The sequence below is a fragment of the Paenibacillus sp. FSL R10-2771 genome (genome assembly GCF_038000205.1).
In the GTDB taxonomy this organism is placed as follows: Bacteria; Bacillota; Bacilli; order Paenibacillales; family Paenibacillaceae; genus Paenibacillus_AQ; species Paenibacillus_AQ phytohabitans.
Genome location: NZ_JBBOBM010000001.1, coordinates 3,035,558 through 3,061,061, shown reverse-complemented (window position 1 = coordinate 3,061,061; position 25,504 = coordinate 3,035,558). Strand labels below are relative to the sequence as shown.

Here is a 25,504-nt window from a genome sequence, read left to right as displayed (position 1 = left end):
ATATGCTATATTCTGGCGCTAGCCCTGTTCAGACGGTTGCCGGTACTACCGGCCGTTCTGCGTCTAAGACTGGGGCTCCTGTGAGCTTCAGGGTCAGCTCTTCCATGGTCATCAGAACCCGCGCTTGCGGATCAAGGATCGAGATGTCAATTGCTGTCAGCCCGTCACTCATCGTCCGCCACCGGGCGAGTACCTGAACGTCCCGGGTCAGCGGACCGAGCACTGTACATCTCAGCAGCTTGCGGTATTCCACCCGGTCTGCCTGTGCAGCCAGCCGCACCAGGCAACCCAGCAGTTCTTCAACAGCCGAATAGTGAAGCAGCGCCCGGTTCTGCGCCGAGTCCAGAGGTTCTTTAAGGCGAACGCTGATTGCTGCCTGATGTGCGCCGGTCCGCAGCTCATGAATAGTCTCAATATGCTGAAAGGCGGTGGCATTAGGCGCAGGCCACGCAGCGGACGCGCCCAGTTCAGCCATACGGAATGGCATTACTGCGGCTGCAGGCCTGTAAGGAGCTGCTGTGACTTTACCCTGGGCGCAAATAACATAGTCGCCTTGCTCGTTGTCATAGCCTGTCTCACATTCAATGTGCGCTCCAGCTTCATACAGCGAAGTCACTAGGCTGTCCGCTGCCCCAGGCTGCGGCTGCACTCCCCATATCACATCCTCAATCACATGGCAGGGCGACTCCAGTGACAGCTCTGCTGTGATGCGGAACAGCTCGATAAACGCTGTATTCGCCAGTCCGCTGTTCCTATCAGACGCCTGAAGGATCGTCTCGTACCGCTGCTTGCTAAAGCTGGACAGGTTGCGGTCCACCAGCGGATGCAGCTTCCGTTCTTCCCCGCCCTTTGCGGAAGCCAGCGATTCGGTCCGGGTGATCCAGTAACGCTCTTTTTCAAAAGCATAGGTCGGAAGCGGTATAATCCGCACTTCCTCGCCGGAATGCAGCTTCGGCCACTCAACCTCGGCCCCCTGCACCCATTCAGCTGCCAATTCTGCAGCATCTCCGGCCGTGAGCACTGTCCCTTTCGTCCGCTTGGATACCTTGCCGGAATAGATATCTTCCAGGTTCTCACCGGCCAGATAGCTGTCCAGCTTCGCCTGTAATTCCGTGATGCTGGTACAGGCAAAGGCCAGGCGGCAGGTCATTTCTTCCCGTCCGGTCTGTAAGGTGTATGCGGCATCCGCAAGCGCGGTATCCGGATTGCCTTCCAGGAATGAGCGCAGCTTCACGGCCATTTGCTTCAGGGAATACGGTGTCTTGGCTGACAGCACGATGACCTGAGCATCGCTGCTGTGTCCGTTGCCGGAACCAGGCTGTGCCGAAGGCACACCCGCCTGGACTTCAGCGCTGTATTCCTCAATAAGCACATAGGCATTGGTTCCGCCGGCCCCGAAGGAACTGACACCGGCCCGCCTTACGGCTGATCCGTCCGGTCCGGTCACCGTCCAAGGTGCCTGCTCATGCTGTACACGGAAATAGGAATTGGCAAAATCAATATTGGCATTGGTCTGCTCCGCATGGATGGAAGGGGCAAGCTGCCGGTGTTTCATCTGCAGAAGCACCTTCGTAATGGAGGCAATGCCTGCTGCCGCTTCCAGGTGGCCGATATTGGATTTGACCGAACCGATGGCACAGGACTGCTTGGGCGGATTCGCTTCAGCAAATACCTGATTGAGCGCATTAATCTCGATGGGATCTCCCAGCTTGGTCCCTGTACCGTGCGCCTCGACATAAGAGAGGCTGCTTGCATCCACTCCCGCCTGCTTCAGCGCCTTGGAGATCAGGCTGACCTGTGCATTCGGATTCGGAACGGTATAACCGCTGACTTTGCCGCCATGATTGATTCCGGTCGCCTTAATTACGCCATAGATATGGTCTTTATCCTTAATGGCTTCGCTCAGAGGCTTTAAGAGAACGGCCCCCACCCCTTCGCCGGGGACAAAGCCGTCAGCGGCATCGCCGAAGCTGTGGCATTTCCCCGTCGGAGACAGCATTTTGGTCTGGCACATCAGCACATATTTATAAGGATGCAGATATAAGTTCACTCCGCCCGCCACCGCGAGGCGGCATTCTTTGTTCTTCAGGCTCTCGCACGCCGCATGAATGGCCGCAAGTGACGACGAGCAGGCGGTGTCTATCGCCAGACTGGGACCGCTGAAGTTGAACATATAGGAAATCCGGTTGGCGATGGACCATGGCGACACGTTCGGCATGGCCGAAAGATTGCCCCTTTCCCATTCCTCCGGTCCCCACAGCTGGTACGAATAGGTGGTCGCTCCGGCAAAAACGCCGATATTCGCGCCGTGCTCCTCCCCGTCACGCTGCAGCTTCTTCTTGGTGTAGCCCGCATCCTCCAGAGCCGACCAGACCGTCTCGGCAAATATCCGTTCCTGCGGGTCCATGATCACTGCTTCCCGCGGCGCAATATTAAAGAATGCCGGATCGAACTTGTCCACATCATCGAGGAACCCGCCCCACTTGCTGTACATCTTGCCTTCCTGCACCTTCTCGAAGCTTCCGCCCAGATATTTCTTATAATCCCAGCGGTCTGCGGGAATCTCGCGGATACAGTCTCTTCCGCCAGCGATATTGTCCCAGAATTCGTAAATATCTCCGGCCAGCGGATATTTCCCGCTTAGACCGATAATTGCGATCTCCTCGCCCTTCCCGGCCGCCGCATGGGCCGTCCCCCTTTGCCCGCCTTGTCCCGCGAAGGAGGTCAGTTCTTTCCATACCGGCGGCTGGGCAGCAGAGATTACCGGCTGGCCTGCCAAATCAGCGGTTGAAGAAGAAACAGCCTGCTCCGTGAGCTCCCGGCCTGTCCCGTGAGCGCGGAACAGCTTATTCAAAGCACCGGTGTAGCGGCTGACCATATGTGCAGCGAGGCTCTTAAGGGTCTGGTATTCAAACAGCAGGGTCTTGGAAATCTCGCCGAGATCCTCTTCCAGCTTGCCGTTGAAATAGCCGACCATCACCGATTCAATGCCGTATTCCTCAAATTCGGCGGTAATATCAATCTCTTCCGGCTGAAGCTTAAGCAGTCCGCTGAACAGCTCCGTCAGGTAGTGCATCGTCCGGTCCAGCAATTCAGTGCCAGAGAGGCTGTCGTCTTCGAGCTCCTCCGGGTGAATCTCCGCTTCCGCCGGATCAACGCGGTTAATCCGCTCCAGCAGCCTGCTTACGCGCTCCGGCTGACCGTATCCGACAATCAGCGGATTGATATTGCCCTGCTGGAGCAAGTATTCAAAAGCTGCGATGCCCTGCTGCACAGGGAGCGGCGTCAGGCCGGTCTGCAGCTCCAGCATCCTCCGCTGTTCCGTGGTCAGCTGCATGCCGTCCGCTTCCCACAGCGGCCAGGCCACGGAGAAGGTGCGCCCGGACCGGGCGCCTGCTTCAGCCAGCCGTTCGCGGTAGACCGCGAATTCATTCATGAAGCTGTTCGCATAGGCGTAATCCGCCTGCCCGGGATTGCCTGTCTCTCCGGTAATGGAAGAGAATAGCAGGATGAAATCCAGCTTCTCCTCCTGTGCAGCCTGATCCAGATTCAGTGTGCTGAGGATCTTGGAGGAGATGACCTGGTCAAAGTCTGCCTGTTCTTTGTTCAGAATAAAAGCATCCCGGTGAATCCCTGCACAGTGCAGAATGCCGTCAATCCGGCCGTATTTCTGCTTCGCATAGCCGACAAGCTCCCGTGCTTCCTGCCCGTCTGCGGCGTCCGATACGAGGTATTCGGCAGAACCCCCGTGCGCCCGGAGCGCCGCGAGCTTCGCCTCCTTCTCCCGGTCCAGCGGCGAACGGCCGGTCAGGACAAGCTGCGCCTGCGCCGTTTCGGCCAAATAAGCGGCGAACACGCGCCCCAGCCCGCCAAGCCCTCCTGTAATGATGTACACACCGTTTGCTCTGACGGTTACCGGAGTGCCGGGCTTTGCTTCACTTCCGGCTTGAACGAGCCGCTTGACGAACCGGCCCGCGCTGCTGTATTGAACCTCTTGCTCCCCAGGGTCCAGCAGCAGCTCTTGTTCCAGAATGGAATGAAGCTCCTCCTGCGGCAGCGAAGCTGCCAGGGAGACGGTCTTGAAGTTGTAATTCGGGCTCTCCAGATGCAGCGTCTTGATGAATCCGCCCATTGAGGCATCTAGCAGACTGCCAGCATCCCCTGTCTCCCTGAAGGCATACAGCAGCCGGATGCCGGCTGCAGCCTTACTCTCCATCAGCGCCTGGGTCAGGAACAGCAGCGGGTATACGCTGTGATTCAGCTTGTCCCGTGGCTTCATTGCAGCCGAAGCTGCCAAATATATAATCTGCGTCAGGCTTACACGCCGTGCCTGCAGTGATTCCAGCAGCGTATGAATATGCTGCTTGTCGTCAAAGCGCAAGCTGTAGAGATTGTCACCAAGCTGGGCATATTGCTCCCCGGTGGTGACGAAGATCAGCCTTGCGCCCGCTGCGAAGCTGCGCTTGAAGTGCGGCAGCTCCTGCATATCATCCAGGAACAGCACCACATTACCGGTCAGATTTCCGGCCGTCTCCTGCGGACTTGGGGTCCACGCGGTTGTGTAATATTGGACGGTTTCCCGTTCCTGTACCTCCTGTGCCTGAAGACCGGCAAGCCGAACGCCTTGCATTATCCAGACCACTGCCCCATCTCCGGTTAATACAGCCAGTGTGTATTCATCCCCGGCAATGCGCTCGGCACGAATCACGAATTGCTGCAACGGCTTGTGCCGGAATGACATTTGGCGGATGGAATGCAGCACCGCCGGATGCTGCGGCTGCTCCAGCGCAGCGAGAGCCAGCAGAGTGTGGCAGGCTGAATTCACGGCCTCTGCGGAGAGGGAATCCGCTGCCGGAGCTTCTCCCAGATCAACAAAGGCCAGCAAGATGTTCTTGTCTTGCCGCAAGCCGGTGACATGCTTCAGTCCGGACTCAATGCCATAGAGTAAGCGTAGTGCCTGCCGGGCCTGCTTCAGGACCGGCTCCCCTTGTCCTGCTTCCGGAATATCTTTGGTGGCATAGGCTGCATCTACAGTCAGGTCCGCTCCTATAGCGGCCTCACATTGAAAGACGACCTGCTCCCCGATCCGGATCTCGGCCGCTCCGGTTCCCCTGTCCGGGAAAATGTGAACGTCCAGTGCCGGCGGAAGCTGCTGCCGGTCTATCAGACCCGACCACACCATATTCTCCAGCAGCAGCCCGTCCTGCTTATAGCCGGCCAGCTCCAGTGCCTCCCGTGCAAACGCCAGCAGACCGAAACTGTTCATGTATTCTTGTCCCTGCCAGGTATAGGGTTCATAGCAGCTGCTGATCACCGCAGACCGGGAAGAGAAACGGTAGCCGTCGATGGTAGACAGATTATGCTCGACCAGCTCTCCCATACCGGCAGCCTCCGGGACCAGAGCCGGGATGCGGATTTCCCGCCGCTTCACCTCGCTGACCCAATAACGGTTCCGGGCAAAGGGGTAGGTCGGCAGCGGAACTCTTGTGCAGCTGTCTGCTTCATAGAGCTTCCGCCAGTCCACATCCAGTCCCAGGGACCAGAGCTGGGCTATTTTACCGGTATTGCCGCCGTCCAGCAGCAGGTCTACATAAGAGATTCCCGCCTGACCCGCGTTGAACAGCTCGATATAATCCTTGAAGCCTTTGACATTGCCACGGTATACCTTGCCGCCCGGCAATCGGCCCTGATTGAATTCGTCCAGCAGCGCTTTGAGCTCGGAGACCGAACCGGCAATGATCGCCAGCCTCTCTGCAAAAGACTCCCGTCCCACCTGCAGCGTATAGGCAATGTCCTTAAGACTGGCCGCTTCCGCTTCTGGCAACTCCAGATACTGTGCCAGCTTCAGCGCGTAAGCCTTCAGCCGGTCCTCCGCTCTGGCGGATAAGACAATGATGTGCGGCTCTCCGCTGCCTTTGCTGTCTTGACTGCTGCTCTGCGGGGCCGGGATATATTCCTCCAGAATAATATGCGCGTTGGCTCCGCCTGCCCCAAAGGAGCTGACCCCTGCCCGGCGCGGATATTCCTTCTGACCTCCGCCTTCCGGCAGCGACACACGATCCCACGGCCCCGTCTGCCGCTGCACATAAAAAGGCGTTTCCTCAAAGTTAATGTGGCCGTTCAGCTCCTCGGAATGAAGCGAGGGAACAAGCACGCCGTACTTCATTTGCAGCAGCACCTTGGTGATGGCCGCGATCCCGGCTGCAGATTCGCAGTGTCCGATGTTGGACTTCACTGAGCCGATGGCACAAAACTGCTTGTCACCTGTCCCCTCCTTGAATGCTTTGACCAGTCCGCTGACTTCAATCGGATCACCGAGCGAGGTTCCTGTGCCATGGGCTTCAATATAATTGACCGTACGCGGATGAATTCCCGCAGCCTGCAAGGTCTCCTGGATCACCGCACCCTGCATGGTCGGATTCGGCACGGTATAGCCTGTGGTTTTGCCGCCATGGTTGATGGAGCTGGCTTTGATTACGGCGTAGATATGATCGCCATCCTGTACTGCCCGGTCCACCGTTTTCAGTAGAACAGCGCCAACGCCTTCCCCGGGAACATATCCGTCTCCGCCTTCACCGAAGCTTCTGCACCGCCCATCACTGGCCGCGAACTTCTGCTGGCTTAGGAATATGTATTTATCGGGATGAATGGAGACATTCACACCCCCCGCGATGGCAAAATCGCTCTCGCCCCTGCGGATGCTGTCACAGGCCAGATGGATCGAAGTGAGCGACGAGGAACACATCGTATCCAGTGCGATACTCGGTCCATTCAGGTTGAGATGATAGGACACCCGGTTGGCAATCGACGCATAGACGGAGGATAAGGCGATTTTATTGCCGTCAATCTCGGCATCCAGGAGCTGATACTGGCCATACATCACACCGGCAAAAACACCGACCTTGCGGCTGCCCAGCGTATCACGTGTATATCCGGCATCCTCAATGGCACTGTAGGCGCACTCCAGGAACAGCCGCTCCTGCGGGTCCATAATCTCCGCTTCCCGGGGCGATATATTGAAGAACAAAGCGTCAAAGCGGTCCACATCGTCAAGGAATCCGCCCCATTTGCAGTACATTTTGCCGAGCTGATTCTTATCGGTAGTGTAATATTCGTCAATGCTCCAGCGGTCTGCTGGAATCTCGGTAATGCAGTCCTGCGCCTGAAGCAGGTTATTCCAGAAGACCTGCAGATCCGGGGACATCGGGAATTTTCCGCTGACGCCGACGATCGCAATATCCTCATTCACCCGGCTGCGGTCCCGCTGCCTGGCAGCTTGCCCGGCGTTTGCGGAAGGCTGAATCCGCTTAGGCGGAATAGGCGTTTTGCCTGGGAGCTGCGGACGCACATCTGAACGAAGTCCTTGCGGCGGCACAGCAGCCTTCTTGGCGGCAGGAGGCTCAATCAGACCGGCGAGTGCCTCCCTGTGCTGCTCAGTGAAATATTCGCTCAATTCCCGCAGCGTCTGGTATTCGAACAACAGCGTTTTGGAAAGCTCGCCGAAGCTGGCCTCCAGCTCCTCGTTGATGCTCATCGCCATAATGGAATCAAAGCCGATCTTCTCGAACGAATCATCCAGGCCCAGCGCATGCGGCGGGATTTTGGTGACTTTGATGAAAATATTTTTCAAATATTGCTCCGCGCCTTGCTTCAGCGCCTCCGTATCTATAGATATAGCGGGTGATGCTTCAGGCAATAATACAGCTCCGCCACCGGAAACCGCCGTGTCAGCCCTTGGCTTGTCCCCCTGCTGCGGATAATTGATTGCCTCTACCGCTTGCTCTATCCGTGCAGCATCGCCGTAGAGTACTAAGGCATTCTCCGCCATTTGGCAGCTGAGCTTATCGAATGCATCCAGTCCTTCGGCCGTAGGCAGGACCGATATCCCAAGGTTCCTCCGCATAATGTCCAGGCTGTCCGCTGTCGTCATCATCCCGCCCTCCTGCCACAGCGGCCAGTTGACCGAGAGTATCTTTACACCGGCAGCGGCTCTTTTTTCATTGGCAAAATGGTCCATGAAGCTGTTGGCGTAAGCATAATCGCATTGCCCCACATTGCCGGTCACGGCGGAGATGGAGGAGAACAGCAGCATGAACTCCAGCGGCTCTTGCCCAAATGCCTCATACAGGTTCTGCGTACCGGCAACTTTCGCGGCCAGCACCCGTTCAAGCTCTTCCCGCTCCTTATGCAGGATGAAGGAATCACTGGTCATTCCGGCACAGTGCAGGATGCCATGAAGCCGGGGGAAGCTGGCTTTGACTTCGGAGAGCAGCGCCCGGGTATCGGCTGGACTTGCCACGTCAGCACAGACATACCTCACCTGATTACCGTTTCTGTGCAGCGCCTGCAGCTTCTCTTCCAGCGCACGGTTCAGCGGCGTTCTTCCGGTTAGAATAAGGCTGGCTGAACAGGTATCCGCCAAATGGCGGGCCAACGTGTAGCCGAGCGCACCCAGACCGCCTGTGATGAGGTAGACCGGATGAGCTGCGGGACTTTGCTGCTGTACAGGGAGGTGATCTGCCGGAGCAGTATACCGTTCAAAAACCGGCACATACCGCCGGGAACCCCGGTAATGAATTTCCCGGTGGCCGTTCTGCATGGAGCCAAGCTCCAGCAGCAGCTGCTCCAGCAGTTGCGGGTCAAAAGCTTCGCGGCCCAGATCGGTGGATACCGTCTTGTACAGCAGGCCGGGGTTCTCGATCATGACACTTTTCACAAAACCGTCCAGTGCAGCATGCACCGCGTGATTCTCCGCTTGTTTATATTGGAACAGGATATTAACCTTTGCGCGTTTTTTGAAGGACAAAAGGGCTTTGGTCAGCGCAAACATTGAATATACGCCGCTCTCCATGGCAGCATCCGCCTCTCCATCGGCCACTTCCTCCTGGGACAGGAGATGAAGAATGCTGCCGGGAAAACGTCCCTGCCGCTCCAGGCCGGACAGCAGCCGTGTATAATCCTCCTGATCCTGCAAAGGAAGCCTGTCCTGACCTGTTTCCGCCCCGGTGCCTGCTTCATCCGCCGTCACAAACGTAAGCGTCTGGAACAAGGAGGCAAACTGGCCGCGCAGCTTGGGCTCAAGCCCCCTATCGGCTGCCAGAACGAGCACATGTCCGAGAGAATCCCCTTTAAGGTCTGTAAGCGGCTGTTCCGCCAAAGTCTTGGTGAAGGTTAGGAGCACTTGCTTATCCGAGCGCTTAAGCGCCGCAATCTGCCGGAGGCCTTCCTCCTTGGAGATGGCTCCGCTGGCGATCCTTTCAATAATTGATCTCACTTAGATTCCCCCCAGCATTCTCTCAACTTCATCTACCCCGGCTTCTCCGTTCAGCAGCTTGGTCAGCATCTCATCCAGCAGCGCAGTTCCCGCCAAAGCAGCCGACTCTGCTTCCGCCGCCCTCGTGTTCTGCGCAGAAGACGTCAAATCTCTTCCTGAAAGACAGGAGAAACGCACCGCCGGAAGGCCTGAGCTGTCAAGCAGCAGCAAATCGAACTGCATATCCTGCTCCTTCGCATAAGCGGCAGGCGCAACCAGACAATAGCTCACAGGTGTGAACGGTCTGTAGACCTCTACAGACTGCAGGGCAAACGGGACAAAGGTTCCATTCTGCCGCTGGCCGCTGAGCACCGAATACAATGCTGTCTGCATCGCTCCGTCAGCAAATCCGGGATGAAGGATATATTCCTGAAGCGGCATTTGCGTGTGTACCGGCAGTGTTAGCTTGGACAAGGTGCCGTGATCTCCGGTATATACCGCTTCAATGGTCCGCAGATTGGGGCCGTACTTCATTCCGTGAGCCGAGAACAGCTCATAACAGTCTTCGCGGTAAAGGGTGCGGCTGGCTGTTTGGAGGATATGCGGAATATCCACAGCATCCGCATCTGCGGCTTCGGTTTCACCGTCCGTATAATTCACCGTACAGGTGCAGTGCAGTACTCTTTGACCGTTCCCGTTCAGGGAATAGATATTGGCTCCGATCCCGTCTTCCTGGGCAACCAGCCCCACAAAGATGTCCTGGACATCCTTGTCTGCCGGCAGCTCCAGCGTTCTGCGCCATTTCACATCGGTAACCGACTGCACCTTCCACTCCCGGCTGGAGAGCGCCCCTGCCCGCCAGGCCATTTCGAGATAGACCACTCCCGGCAGCACCATCCGGCCTTGGACCACATGATCGCGCAGGTAGGCATCGGCTGCACTTAAGCTTTTTTTGTAGCATTGCTCCTCAAATACAGATTCATTGGAATCGATGACCGCCGCCAGGGCTGCGGGTTTGCTGCTGAATACTGCTGCAGCGGCTTCCGTCGAGTTATACCAGTAGCGTGTCCGGTTGAACGGATAAGTCGGTAAGGAGATTCTACCCGGCTTGCTCTGCGCATACAGCAGCTGCCAGTTGAAGCTCACCCCGCTAACCCACAGTCTGCAGAGCTGGCTCAGCTTGCCGGACTGCACCAGGGACAGCAGGAAGGCTTCCCCTTCCTCACTTTCCGTGAAAACATCGCGGATCTCGCTGCCGGAGCTGATATTTCCCGCATAGACCCCGGAGACTTTGCGGCTGCCGGCCAGAAACTGGCTCAGCTTCTCCCTCAGCTCCTGCGTGCCGGATACCACGATCGCCAGTCTTTCTTCCATGGGCTCCCGGCCAACCTGAAGCGTATAGATCAGCTCTTCCAGGCGGAAATCATAGGCGGCCGTACGGTTCGCATCTATTGCGCTTTCCACATCTTCCGTTGATTCTGCCGTTCCCGCTCCAAGTCCATGTCTGGCCGCAATGGCTGCAGAACCCAGCTGCTCCAGCAGATGACCGGCAATGCCTTCAATCGTGGCGCTGCCCGTCAGGAGGCCCATAGGCAGCCGGACCGGATAAGCTTCATAAAGAGCGTCCGCAGCAGCCATCAGCTCTTCTTTGGACAGGCCGTATTCCTCAATGGCCTCCTGGGCGCTGATGTATGCAGGCAGGAGGGCCGATTGCAGGAAGCAGGCGGTGATGTCGGCGATCACATATTTTCTAAGTGCAGTGCTGCTGATCTCTTCCGGCGCATTTCCCTGCCAAACCGTGTGCAGATCAATGTAATCAAGGACATGCTTGGCATAAGCTTTCAGCCGTTCCTTGTTTTTGGCGGATAAAATAAAGATGTACGGCCCGCAGCCGCGGTCAATGTGCGGTGCGGACAAGACACTTTCCGGCTTCCCCTTGTATTCCTCCAGGATGACATGCACGTTCGTGCCGCCTGCACCGAATGAGCTTACCGCCGCGTAACGCGGGCATTCCCTGGACACGCCCCCCTCTTCAATAATGGCAGGCTTCCACTCTTCCAGGCGTCGTTGAACATAGAAAGGGGTCTCCGCAAAGTTAATATTCGGATTCAGCACCTCGGAATGGAGCGAGGGTACAAGCTGCTTATGCTTCATTTGCAGCAGCACCTTAATGATGGAGACCACCCCGGCCGCCGATTCCAGATGACCGACATTGCTTTTGACCGAGCCGATCGCGCAGTACTGGTTATCTGCCGTCCGGGTTCTGAAGGCTTTGGTCAAGCCGCTGATCTCTATCGGATCACCGAGCGCGGTTCCCGTTCCATGTGCCTCCATATAGCTGATATGCCGTGGATGGACGCCCGATTTGCGCAGCGCCTCCGCGATAATATTCGACTGGGCATTCGGATTGGGAACGGTGTAGCCGTTCGTCTTGCCGCCATGGTTAATCGAGGTTCCCCGGATCACCCCATAGATGTTGTCTCCGTCCTCCATTGCTTTGGCGAGCGGTTTCAGCAGCAGTGCACCCACCCCTTCGCCGGGCACATACCCGTCTCCGCCGCTGCCGAAGGCGCGGCATTTGCCTTCACTCGAGGCGAACCGCTGATTGCAGAGGAACAGATACTTATCCGGGTGAATGGTGACATTCACTCCCCCCGCGATCGCAATCTCGCTGTCTCCCCGGTAAATGCTCTCGCAGGCGAGATGCAGCGCGGTAAGCGACGAGGAACACATCGTATCCAGCGCAATGCTGGGCCCGTTCCAATTAAAGAAATAGGACACCCGGTTGGCGATGGAGGCATACGACGAGCTGAGTGTCAGAGTATTTCCCTTGGCGGTCTCCTCCGCTCCGTACAATTGATAGTGGCCGTACATGACACCGACGAACACACCTGTCTTACTGCTCCACAGGGATTGCCGGGTATATCCGCCATCCTCAATGGCGCTGTGTGCACTCTCCAGGAAAAGGCGTTCCTGCGGGTCTAGCTGCTCTGCATCCCTTGGCGTCAGCTGAAAAAACAGCGGATCAAAGCAGTTATATTCGTCGATAAAACCGCCCCACTTGCTGTACACTTTGCCTTTCTTGCCTTTTTCCGGATCGTAGAATCGGCTGTGATCCCACCGCTGCGGCGGAATCTCGGAAATGCAGTCCACACCGTTCTTCAGATTATTCCAGAATTCATCCAGATTACGGGCACCCGGAAAAGCGCCGCTGATGCCAATGATCGCAATCCCCCCGTCCTTTGCCGGATGAGCCTGCTCCACTTCCTGGTCCCGGCTCTTGCCGGGCGTTACGAAGGTTCTGTATTTCTTCGAAGGTTCTTCACTCTTCTTCTGAACCGGTGCAAGGTCTGCCGCCGGTACGGCGGGCTTGGCCGCCTGGTGATTCTCGCGGGTCTGCCGGTACCCGGCCTGCCCTTCCAGCAGCTCCCGCTGATTCTGTACAAAATACCCGGCAAGCTCAGCCAAGTTACCGTATTCGAACATCAGCGTCTTCGGAAGATTCGGAAAATCCTTGTCCAGCAGCGAGTTGATCTCCATAATCGCCACCGAATCCACCCCATACTCCTCCAGGCTCTGCCCCGCATTGATCCGGTCTGTGTCCAGACCGATGACCTGCGAGAGCAGCCCCTTCAAATACTGGACAGCATAGTCATGCAGCCCCTGGCCTCCCTGTGCATCTGCATTTGATCCGGTTGTCCGCTTGGTGTCTGCTGGCACTGCGGGCTGGCTTTTCAGCTGCCGGATCAGCGTATAGCCCTGCTCGGGGTCTATCTCTCCCCGCTTGATCTGCTCCAGAATTCTGCCCATTTCCAGGTTTGCGTCACTCATCGTAGGCCCCCCATCCACTGTTCCACTTCCGCTTCGCTCATCTCTCCGGCCTGCAGCCGGGTCAGCAGGTCAACAATGGCCCCCTTATCCTCTAGCGGAACTTCTTGCACCGGTGTGTTTTTTTCCAGCTTGAACGCATGATCAATCTTGGGCTTGTTCCCTGCAGCAACTATGATATTACCGCTGCCCGCCTGGCAGATGGCTTCAAAAGCCCGGATGCCCGTATCCTCATCCATCATGCTCATGCCCAGGTAGCTGGAATAGAACGCCGACTCACTCTCGGGAATTTCAAATCCCCCGTCCTTCCACAGCGGCCAATTGACCGAAATCGTCTGGCCCTTGCGCTTCCCTTGTGACACTGATTCATTTCTAAGCTGTGCATAACGGTCCATGAAGCTGTTGGCCATGGCATAATAACCAACGCCCAGATCACCCAGCTCCACCGAAATGGAGGAAAAGAGGATCAGAAAACCGAGATCAAAATCCGTACTGAACAGGTCCAGGTGGATCAAGCCTTGTACCTTGGAATTCATGATCTCCCGGCCTGCCGCGCGGTCCGCTTCCGTTACTGGTACTGATCCGCCCTGGCCTGCACAGTGGATGATACCGTCAAGCACGCCGAACTCGTTCTTGATGCTGCCCATGATCTTCTTCACATCCCCGGCGCTTGCGATATCGCCCTGAAGATAACGGCCCTCTCCTCCAATCCGCTCCAGCTCCGCCATAAAGACATCTGTCCGTTCACTTGCCGGCTGTCTGCCGGTGCAAATAACGGCGGCCCGGTAAGTGCGGGCAAGATATCTGGCAAAAATCATGCCCAGCGCGCCTGTACCGCCTGGAATCAGATACACACCGTTCTCTTTAAAAGTCACGGGGGATGCAGCAGCCGTCTTCCTGCCGCCATGCTCCAGCGGTCTGATCTTCCGCACCTGCCGCTGTCCTCCGGTATAACGGATATCCGCATGACCTGTGTTCTCTGAAGAGAACAGCTCCTGATAAAGTCTTTCCTGGAAGCCCGCACCGTTGATTGTATGGTCATCCGCCGATACGCTGGCAATCTGAAACTTATGGTGCAGCGTTACAATCGACTTCGCGAAGCTGGCAAGCAGTTCATGAGGAGCCGAGAAAGCTCCCTGGTCTGTCCGGTAGATGAACAGCAGCTTCAGCGGCTGCTGTCCGTACACCTGGACGAAGGCTTTGAACAGTGAGACAACGGAAAATACGCCGTTCTCCAGCATCTGTGTCAGCACAGGCTGGATCATGTCATCACTTAGCGCAGTCAGCGGCAGCGGCGCTGCCGTTCCTGCCCACTGATGCAGGACATGGGTGGCGTCAAAGCCGCTCTCCCGCAGCTCCTGCAGCAGTCTCACATAATCCGCTTCCCTCTGCGGGTTAATCGCCATATGATTTCCCTGACGTGCCCGGTATTCCGTATGCGGTGTAATCCAGACGCAGCCGTCTGCTCCGCTTGGCAACATATGGAGCGGAGGATGAGTGGCATCCTTATCACCGTTGCCCCCGCCGCCTGCCGGTTCGCCAAAGATCAGAACATTCCGCCGCTCTGCGCCCATTACCGGGACAAGCGCTTCATTCTCATAGACCGGAGTATAGTAGAATATCTCCTCCTCCGGGCGACGGCCTTCCGGCTTCCCGGCAAACGGCCGGACGATGAAATCCTCGATTCTGACCACTTCATGGCCGTCCAGGTCGAGAATGGCAATATCAAAAATGTTCAATCCCTGATTGTTCTCTCCCGGCTGCTCCTTCACCCGGGTGTACACATAGCAGTCGGCAGGAATCGGTGCGAATATCCCGATGTTCCCCATCGAGAACGGAATGTGCGTGGCTCTGCCTGCTTCATCCCTGCCTGCGGCCACCGAGCGTACCGCCCCGTCGAATAACGCCGGGTGAAGTACAAATTCAGGCAATGCGGCTCTGTAGGCCTCATTCAGGGACAAGCGGGCCAGCGTCTCTTCCTTCCCGCTCAGCACCTCTTCCGTCACCTGGAAGGAAGGACCGTAATCGAAGCCAATTCCTTTGAATACATGCTGGTAGCATTCGTATTTATCCTTGCGGCCCGGGCAGCGGCCCTTGATTCCATCCAGGTCCAGGCTCCGGCTTCTCCGGGATGCAGGCATCTCAGCGAATTCCAGAACGCCTCTGGAATGCACAACCTTGCCGCTCCGGGCATTACTGAAGATTTCATAATGCACGGCCTCCCCTTCAGGCTCCAGAACGATATCCAGGTCCATGGAATCCTCTGTCATCACTACCGGCTTCAGCCAGACAATGTCCCGGACCGCGCTGACCGTGGCTTCGGCGGCGATTTCACCTGCAGCTCTGGCCATCTCAATGTAAGCGACACCGGGCAGCAGCATCTGCTCCGCAACGATATGATCCCGCAGGTAGAACTGCTCGACAGAGAGCCGCTTGCGGAACCGCTGCTCGCGCAGTGTGGAGATATTGACATCCACCAGCGGATGCAGCGGGTGCAGGGAGAGCAGCCCTTCAGGCATTAGCCCGTTCCCCGGTTGTCCGTTCGCTGCTGTTACAGCTGTTCCCGTGCTGCCGCTGCCCGTGTTCTCCAGCCAATATCGTTCTCTGGCAAAAGGATACAGCGGCAGGGAAACCTTCTGCGGCTTATAGCCTGCAAAGAGCAGACTCCAGTCAATCGGCGTGCCGAGGACCCATAGCTTCGCAATCCGTTCCAGCTGATTCCTGCGGGCCAGCGCGGCGATATAAGCGATATCCTCGGGGTCATTCCCGAGAATGGCGGCTCCGTTCGTTAGCGCTGCCGCCGAATTTCCTTGGTGTACACCTTCGTGGACAACACCTGCCGCAATAGCTTGCAGGGCTGACTTCAGTTCGTCCAGTGTGGAGGCGGCAAAAGCCAGCCGTTCCTCCATTTCCTCCCGGCCTGTGCTCAGCGTGTATGCGATATTTGCCAGTGTGTATTCTCCAGGAAGCGGTGCCTCCAGGAAGCGGTGCAGCTCATGAATCTTCTCCATGAGACGTTCCCGGTTCTTGGCGGACAATACGATCAGCTTGCTTCCGGCGATTTCTGCAGCAGCCTGTGCCGGTACGTATTCTTCGGCAATCAGGTGCACGTTCGCTCCGCCTGCCCCGAAGGAGCTGATGCCGGCTCTGCGCATCTCTCCGCTGCCCGGAGCTTGCTCCCAGCGGTCCAGGCTTCGCTGCACATAGAACGGCGTATCCTCGAAATGGATGCCGCTGTTCAGTTCCTCCGTATGAATCGACGGTGCGAGCATCCGGTGCTTCATCTGCAGCATGACCTTGGCTACTGAGGCAATCCCGGCGGCAGATTCCAGGTGTCCGATATTCGATTTGACCGAGCTGATCGAGCAGAACTGCTTCTCGTCCGTGTACTGGCCGAACGCCTTGGACAGTCCGGCAATTTCAATCGGGTCGCCCAGAGAAGTCCCGGTGCCATGCGCTTCGAGACTGGTGATTGTTCTGGGATGTACGCCCGACTTGCGGAGGGCCTCGGCAATAGCCGCAGCCTGAGCACCCGGATTCGGCACAGTGTAGCCGCTGGTTTTGCCGCCGGAATTCACTGCCGTGCCCTTGATGACTCCGTAGATATGGTCTCCGTCTTCTATGGCTTTGCTGAGCGGCTTGAGCAGAACTGCCCCCACGCCTTCACTGGCTACATAACCGTCTCCGCCCTCGCCGAAGGCCCGGCATTTGCCTTCACTGGAGGCGAAGCGCTGGCTGCACAGGAACACGTATTTGTTGCGGTGGATCGTCACATTGACGCCCCCGGCAAGCGCAGCCTCGCTCTCACCGCTGCGGATACTCTCGCAGGCCAGATGAATCGCGGTCAGCGAGGAGGAGCACATGGTATCAACCGCCATGCTCGGCCCCTGGAAGTTGAACAAGTACGACACCCTGTTGGCGATGGACGCGAAGGACGAGTTAGGCGCTACCAGATTGCCTGAGGCGTAGCCTTCTGTGCCGATTAGCTGATAATGTCCATACATGACGCCGACAAAAACACCGACCTTGGAGCGGGCGAGCTTCTCACGGGTGTATCCGGCATCCTCGACGGTGTGGTAGGCGCATTCCAGAAACAACCGTTCCTGCGGGTCCGTCAACTGGGCATCCCGCGGTGTCATCTGGAAGAATAACGGATCGAATTTGTCCACATCATCTATAAAACCGCCGTATTTGGTGTAAATTTTGCCCTTCTTGCCCTTCTCCGCATCGTAGTCCCGCGTGTAGTCCCAGCGGTCAGCGGGAATTTCAGTAATGCAGTCCCGGCCTTCCCTCAGGTTGTCCCACAGCTCGGAGATATTGCCCGCCATCGGGAATCTGCCATCCATGCCGATGACCGCAATATCCATACCGCCGTTGTTCACCGCGTTTCTTACCGGCGGTGCAGCTTCCCCTGCCTTCGGCAGGAAGCGTCCGCCCTGCGGATTTACCGGCAATTTTGCCGGCGTCTTCACCGCCTCCGGGTTCTGCGGCTGCTCAAGCTTCAATAGGGAAGCAAGCTGTGCTCCGTAATGCCCGGTGAAGTAACCGGCAAGCGATTCTACCGTGTTATATTCGTAAAATAATGTGGTCGGCAGTCCGCTGAAATCGCGCTGCAGCGACTCATTCAGCTCCAGAATCATGATCGAATCCAGACCAAAGGCATCCAGCGGCGAAGTCTGGCCGATCCGTTCCTTCGAGATGCCCAGAGTCTTGGCAAGCAGGCTGACAAGATAAGCCTGCGTCCGTACCAGCAGTTCCCCGCTGTCAACGCTGCTGCTTGCTGACTGCGCCGCTGTGGCCGCCTGACCAGCTTGACCAGTTTGACCTGTTCCGCTTATACCGAGCGCCCGGGCGATTTTGTGCGGATCGCCGTAGCCGACGAAGGCCTGCACGACATCCTCTTTTAGCACAGCCTCCAGAATATCCAGGCCTGTTCTGCTGTCCAGCAGGTGCATGCCGTAATAATCGGCCAGCACCTGCTGCTGGGCTGCGGCAACCTGATATCTTCCATCCTGCCAGAGCGGCCAGTTGATGGATACGGTCTTGCCCTGCCGCTGATGCTGTGCGGCAAGACGGTCACGATAGACGGCAAAGCGGTCCATGAAGCTATTGGCAGCCGCATAGCTGCCTGCTCCCATATCCCCGATCTGTGCAGAGGTGGACGAGAACAGGATGAACAAATCCAGCGCTTCAACCTTGCTGGCCAGATCCAGATTCAGGGTCCCGCTGACTTTGGGGCCGAGAATGCGGGCAAAGCCTGCTTTGCTGCTCTCCGCTGCCTTCACCGTCTCACCGATTCCGGCACAATGAAGGATGCCGTTAATCCCGCCGAAGCGAGCTTTGGCTTGTCCGATTAACCGGACTGCACCACCCATGTCGGCAACATCGGCCTGAAGGTAGACCGCTTCTGCGCCAAGTCCCGCCAAATGCTCCAGCTTCGCCTGAATGGCCGCATCCACCGGCTGCCTTCCGGCCAGCACCAGCCTGGCTTGAACCGTAGCGGCCAGTTCAGCCGCCACCAGCATGCCGAGTGCTCCGGTGCCGCCGGTAATAATATAGACACCGCCTCTGATGAACCTGGATTCTCCGGCCTGGTGAAGCATAGGCTGCGGAAGGAGCTTCCGCAGATACCGTGCACCGCCGTCGTATCTGATTTCTGTCCCGCCGGCAAGCTGCGGCGGCAGTAATTCTTGGACCAACCGCTCTGCGGCTTCTGCCGGGGCCTCTGTATTTAGCTGAACAAGACTCAATTGGAACAACGGATGATCGGCAGAGATTGAATGGGCCAATCCGGCAGCCATTTCATTCAGCGGCGTCAGCACATGTTCCGCACTGTCATAGGCATATAAGCATCTGATTCTGGACATCGGCTTCGATGCTGCCGCCGCCTGCAAGAGATGCAGCAGTGAATACAGCCCTTGATCCATTTGCGCCTCCAGAAATTCCGCCAGCCCAACTTGCAGACTTCCCGTATCTTCCAGCGCATCCCCAGCCCCGGCAACGGCATTCACATTCCAGCCATGCACAATATGCTGTAGCTCCACGCCCTGAGTGTTCAAAGCTTCCAGTAACCGGAGGTAATCCGCTGCCTGTCCCGGGTTGATCACATACTCTGTGCTGCTCAGCCGGGCATATTCGGCCCCTGCCTGAACCTGAATACAGCGGTCTGGCGCCAAGCCTTGCTGCGTAGCCTGCTCACGGATAGAAACGGCCAAAGCCGCTGAGCCGAACACTATAATAGAGGACAGCGCAGCGGATTCCTGCGGCAGACCAGCCTCTATCCATTCCGGCGCATACAGCGATAAACCGGCAGCTTGCACGGGTGCAACTCCTTTGGCTGATGCGTAATGCTTAATTGAGAATCCGAACAGCCGCACAACCTCTTGGCCTTCCATGTCGGTAATCCGGATATCATACTTCCGCGTTCCCTCATCATCCGTACCGGTTGCCCCCTCTGCAGGCTTCGCATAGGCGTAGCACTGCCGGGGAACCTCACCGACCAGCTCCATACGGTCCAGGGCGAACGGCACCCGGAGCGTCAAGTCCTCATCGCTGCGTCTTCCTGCCCATGAGAGCGACCGCACCGCACCGTCGATGATCGACGGATGCAGCACATAGTCGGCGTAATCCGCCTCAAGATGCTGTGGCAGAGAAATTTCGGACAAGCCTTCCTGTACAGAGCTGTAAGCAGTCTTCGTCACCCGGAAAGCAGGGCCATAATCGAAGCCGACGCCCTTGAAGATATGGTCATAACACTGTGCATGATCGAAGGTGGATGTACTTCTCTCCTTGATCTTCGCAATCTCCAGCGTTTGGGCGGAAGGCGTTGTCTCCTGCAAAATTATCCCCGAGGAGTGCAGAACGCGCTGATCCCCGGCTTCACTGAACACCCGGTATTCCAGCTCTCCTGATTCAACAAGCCGGAAAGAGGTGTAAATTTCCTTCCGGTCTTCCTCCAGCTCCACAGCCTTAATCCATCTGACATCCTTCAGCCCCGTTACCGGGGTGATTCCCGCCAAATCGGCAGCAGCTCTTACCATCTCCAGATAGGCTACCCCAGGCATCAGAACCTTGCCGCCGACCACGTGATCCTTCACAAAAAACTGATCCAGCCGAAGTACCGTTCGGAATTTCTCCTCTTCCATAGTGGAGACATTGCTGTCAACCATCGGATGGAGTACGGCGGCAGCCGTTTCTGCGGAAGACAGCCTGGGAGCGATACGGCGTGTATTTTTTCGGACCCAGCAGATTTCTCTGGCAAAAGGATACACCGGCAGCGGAATGCGTCTGCCCTTCCGGTTCACATACAGGCGGCTCCAGTCAACCGCCTCTCCGGAGGTCCAGTGTTCCGGTAACTCCGAAAGCTCCAAGGCTGTAACCGGCTGCGCCGATAACCGGTCTCCGGCTTTGGCGGACAGCGATGGTGCAGCCGCAGGCTGTGCGGATACCTGACCGTAGCACACTGCATAGGCTTGTTCCGGCCCGGAGAGGCAGCTGTGCAGAATGTTCACCAGCTCCTCCTTGCCGGCGGCGGCAAAAGCCATACGCTCCGCCATTTCCTCTCTTCCTGTCTGCAGCGTGAAGGCGATGTTATGCAGCGTAAGCTCTTCCTTATCACCATGAAGCGTCAGGTAACTTAGAAGCTGCTGCACCTTTTGCTGAAGCTGGGGCTTGGTCTTTGCGGATAGAATGATCACGTTACCCTGCCCCGACTCCCCGGATTGCCCGGAACCGGAACCAGAACCGGAAGAATCCATGGCGGCTGCAGGCGTATAATCCTCCAATACCACATGGGCGTTCACTCCGCCGAAGCCGAAGGAGCTGACCCCTGCCCGTCTTGGCGCATCTTCAAGCGTTGTCCATTCCTGCGTCTTCTCCACGATATAAAAAGGCGAATGCTCAAGCTCGATATACGGATTCAGCTGGTTAAAGTGAACGTTGCCCGGTAAAGTCTTATGCTTCATCGCCAGCACAACCTTCAGGATTCCGGCAATGCCTGCGGCGGCCTCCAGGTGGCCGATATTGGTCTTGACCGCGCCCAGTCCGCAATACCGCTCCCGGGTCGCCTGGATTCCGCGTCTGTGATACAGCTCTTTAAAAGCACTTTTCAGTGCATTAATCTCCACCGGATCACCCAGGCTGGTGCCGGTGCCATGCGCTTCGATATAACCGATGGTATCCGGGGAAATTCCGGCTTTATCGTAGGCTTCCACCAGCACCTCAGCCTGCGCCTTCGGATTCGGCACCGTCAGCGAGCTGACCTTGCCGCCATGGTTGACCGCCGTTCCTTTGATAACCGCGTAAATATAATCCCCGTCCGCTTCGGCCTGGCTTAACGGCTTGAGAAGAACAGCTCCTGTACCTTCTCCGCGCACATAGCCGTTTGCGCTTTGATCGAAGGTTTTGCAGCGTCCGTCCGGTGACAGCATGCCTGCCCGGCTGAAGGATATGTGCAGGGTTGGGGCGGCAATCACGTTCACACCGCCGGCAATCGCCTGTTCGCAGTCGCCGTTCTGAATACTCTCCACCGCCCGGTGCACGGCCACCAGGGAACTGGAGCAGGCCGTATCAATCGGCTCGCTTGGGCCGCGGAAATTGAGCAGGTAAGAAATCCGGTTGGCGAGTACGCAGTGAGAGCTGCCTGTGGAAGAATAAGCCTCTATCTCGATATCGTTGTCCTGCAGTAGAGTGCTGTAATCATTCGTAGAGACCCCGACGAACAGCCCCACCTTCTTGCCTGACAATGCCGAAGCTTTATATCCGGCATCCTCAAGGGTAGACCACACGGTTTCCAGGAATATCCGCTGCTGCGGGTCCATCAGATCGGCTTCACGCGGGTTAATGCCGAAGAAGCCCGGGTCAAACTTGTCGATGTCCTTCATGAAGCCGCCCCAGCCGGAGATCGGCTTGTCCGGGCCGCGGCCCTTCAGCCGGTTCAGTTCCTGAGTATCCCAGCGGTCGCCGGGAATCTCCGAGATCATATCCTTCTGCTGCCGCAGCTGCTCCCAGAATGTCTCCAGATCCCTCGACTCAGGCATGGCTCCACTGATCCCGATAATGGCAACAGGTTCGCGTTTGACGGCTCCGGCTGACTCCGGCTGAATCACCTTCCACCCTTGTCTGGCCTTCGTGCCGGAGGTCCCCGCCTTAACCGGCCCATAATCAACAGAGGCTACAGCTGCCTGAATGGCTCCGTGACTGAAATATTCAACCAATTCGTCCGGATAGCTCTCCGCCAGATGGGCAGATAATGCACGGACCGTCGGATATTCAAAAAAGACCGCCGGTGTCATCCGCACCTGGAACGTATCATTGACCGCACCCGCCGCATCCGTGAACGTAATGGAACTCATTCCGTATTCGCCCAAATCCTGATCGGGATGGATCACAGCTTCATCCAGCTTCATCAAGCGGCTGATGACTCTGGTGATGGCTTGCTGAGTCTGCTCCAGTAAGTCGGCCGCCAGATTCGCCCGGAGACCGGCTCCTTCTCCGGTTATAGCTGCACCGGAAGCCGCTGATTCAAGGCCCAGAATGCCGCTGATTTTCTTGCGGTTTGCCTGAAGCGGTAATATTTGTGGTACATTCCCGTTCAGGATTGCCTCGAAATAGCCCAGTCCCGCCGCAGTCTCCAGCGGTTTCAGACCCACGGTATTCCGGAAGAACAAGAGAGTCTGTTCCTCTACCTGCATCCCCCCTTCTTTCCAGAGCGGCCAGTTGATGGAGATGGACTTTCCGTATCTGTGACCCGACTGCACCAAGGCATGTCGGGACAGCATATATTCGTCCATAAAAGCATTGGCATACGCGTAATCGCTCTGCCCGGTATTTCCCGTGACCGCAGCTATTGAGGAGAATGCCGCTATGAAATCCAGCTTATCCTCCTGCGTTGCCTGGTCGAGATAGATCAGCCCCTGAACCTTTGACCCCAGCACTTCGCCGGCCTGCTCCGCGTCCTTCACCTGGATAAGTGCATCGCGGGTGACTCCCGCCGCATGAATGATGCCATGCAGGCTGCCGAACCGGCTCCTTGCTTCGGCAACAGCCGCTGCTGCTGCCTGTTCCTGCGAAATATCCGCCTGCACGTACAGCACTTCTGCCCCGAGCTTCTGCAAACGGGCGATTTGCTGTTCCTGCCCCGGCTGAAGTGCGGATCTGCCAATCAGCACAAGCTTGGCCTGAACCTGCCCGGCAAGATGCTCCGCCACAATCAGCCCCAGCTTGCCAAGTCCGCCAGTAATGAGGTACACGCCCTGCGGCCGGATGATATCCCGCGTGGCTTCCTTCTCCGGCAGTGCAATCTCCTTCAGTGCATGAACATACCTTCTGCCCTGCTGGTACAGCACTTCATCGTCAGCTGAATGGACCTCGGCGGCAACCATCCGGTATATCTCCTCCGTGCTGGCCTGTCCGGTGAACAGCGTGCTGAAATGCAGTTTGGAATGCTCCAGCCTGAGTGTTTTGTTGAATCCTCTCAGTGCTCCAAGCTCCGGTGGTACAGCCTCTTTCTCCCCGCCCCGGCATAACTGGATCACCCGGGTATGCCGGTTTTCCTGGCCAGCCATCAGCGACTGGGCCAGATACAGCTGGTGCAGATAAGCTCCGGCGGCAGCTGCCCCGGCAGAAGCAGCAGCGACCTCCGGCTGTTCATACACGATGGTCTCCAGCGTACAGCCTCTGTTCTTCAATTCACGAATCAAACGGGTATAATCGGCCGGCTGCTCCGGGTTAATCCGGTAATGCGCTTCTCCGTCCTGATGATACTCGGCACCGGCTTCTACAATAGTTAACAGCCCTGAATCAGCATGATTATTGGCCTTGGCAAATTCCTTATATAGCTCAGAGTGCCCGGTAAATAAGAGCACATCACCTTGAATAGTATCCTGCTGCGGAAGGGACGTACCGCTCTCCTTCCACTCGTAGGCAAAGCTCATCTCCTCCGTGCTCTGCTGTCTTCCCTGATGGAAGACCTTCAGTACAAAGCGGGTGAACTTCAGCAGGACCCGGCCCTGCCCGTCGGCCAGCACGACGTCGAACTCCTGGTCACCGCCGGTATTGGCGGACTCCAGCTTTTTCACATAGGATACACAGCTCGCCGGCAGGCTCCCGAAGATTTCCAGCTTGTCAAAAGAATACGGCAGTGCCACCGCATCCTCCAGTTCTTCCTGAGAGCTGACCAGCCCGATGACCGCTTCCAGTACTCCGTCAACCACGGTGGGATGCAGCGTATATTCCTTGAAGCCTTCGCGCAAATGTGCAGGCAGTTCGATGAAAGCTAACGCTTCTGTCTCCCCGGCAAACATTTCGGTTATCGACTGAAAGGACGGGCCGAGCAGCAACTGATGTTGTCTGAACTTGTCATAGATTTGGGTTCCGCTGACGCGCGTCTTCCCTTGGCTTAGCGCGGTAATATCCAAGGTGTCCAGCAGATTACCAGACGGTTCTTCCGCTGTGTAACTGATACTGCCCTGGCTATGAACGACCGTATTTCCTTCGGACAGGCTTGTAATCTCATAATCTAGTTCAGCTTCCGCTTCCCCCGGATATAGGCGCACCTGCACAGTCTTAGCGGCTTCGCCGTCTTCCAGTTGGATCGGGTAAGCCCAGACAACACCGGTTATCCTGCGGACCGTTGTACCCGGCAGTGAAGCGGCCGCAGCGGACAAGGCCATCTCCAGCTGGACCACACCCGGAAGCAGCTTATGGCCGGATACGATATGATCGTTCAGGTAGAACTCTGTGCCGGTCAGCTTTTTTGCAAAACACTGCTCATGCACCGTAGACTGGTTGTTATCCAGTACCGGGCCTATCGCTTGTACCGCAGCGCCTCCTGTTGCGGCTAAAGGCGCTGCCGTGTTCAGCTCCAGCCAATACTTGTGTTTCTGAAACGGATAGGTAGGCAGCGGTATTTTGTTATATTGGCGGTCGCTGTACAAGACGTTCCAGCTGCAAATGCAGCCTTCCATATACAGTCCTGCGGCCTCATCCAGCGCTTGCCGGGAGACTGAAGCCCCGTTTGCCCCGCCAGCTGATCCTTTCCCCACAATGTCATCAAGCCTGCGCTGATCCTCACGCCCGTTCTGGTTTCGCCGCAGCACGCGGGAGGCACTGCCCGTATCCGCAGCAAGCGCCTCCAGGGTGCGCAGCAGCTCCGTTTCCAGCTCCTGCAGATCGCCGGCAATCACGGCCGCCCGCTCGGGAAAGTGGCTTCTGCCGACGGATAACGTGTAGGCGATATTTCCGACATCCGTACTGGCGTCCGCCTCTTCCTTGATCCACTCTTTTAGATCCGCAAGTCTCCGAATCAGGCCCTCCCGGGTCTTGGCTGAAAAGAGAAACAGATAAAAAGGGCGTTCGCCGCTATGTATGCCATTATTGCTCATCTGTTTAGCCTCCACTTCTCTTCCTAATGAATGTATGAAT

General features: G+C 57.0%; 3 protein-coding genes. All 3 read right to left on the bottom strand.

Annotated elements, in window-relative coordinates:
- Nucleotides 1–28: 28 nt before the first annotated feature.
- The 3 genes from NSU14_RS13225 to NSU14_RS13215 are packed head-to-tail and all read right to left on the bottom strand — an operon-like array spanning nucleotide 29 to nucleotide 25,464.
- The gene (locus tag NSU14_RS13225; RefSeq protein ID WP_340945297.1) at nucleotides 29–9,274 is read right to left on the bottom strand and encodes an SDR family NAD(P)-dependent oxidoreductase; all 9,246 of its coding nucleotides are present in this window, start codon (nucleotides 9,272–9,274) and stop codon (nucleotides 29–31) included.
- Nucleotides 9,275–13,084: a beta-ketoacyl synthase N-terminal-like domain-containing protein gene (locus tag NSU14_RS13220; RefSeq protein WP_340945292.1), complete on the bottom strand. Its 3,810-nt coding sequence runs from the start codon at nucleotides 13,082–13,084 to the stop codon at nucleotides 9,275–9,277. It abuts the gene before it with no gap.
- Nucleotides 13,081–25,464: an SDR family NAD(P)-dependent oxidoreductase gene (locus tag NSU14_RS13215; protein WP_340945290.1), complete on the bottom strand. Its 12,384-nt coding sequence runs from the start codon at nucleotides 25,462–25,464 to the stop codon at nucleotides 13,081–13,083. The genes NSU14_RS13220 and NSU14_RS13215 overlap by 4 nt, the downstream gene beginning before the upstream one ends.
- Nucleotides 25,465–25,504: the final 40 nt, after the last annotated feature.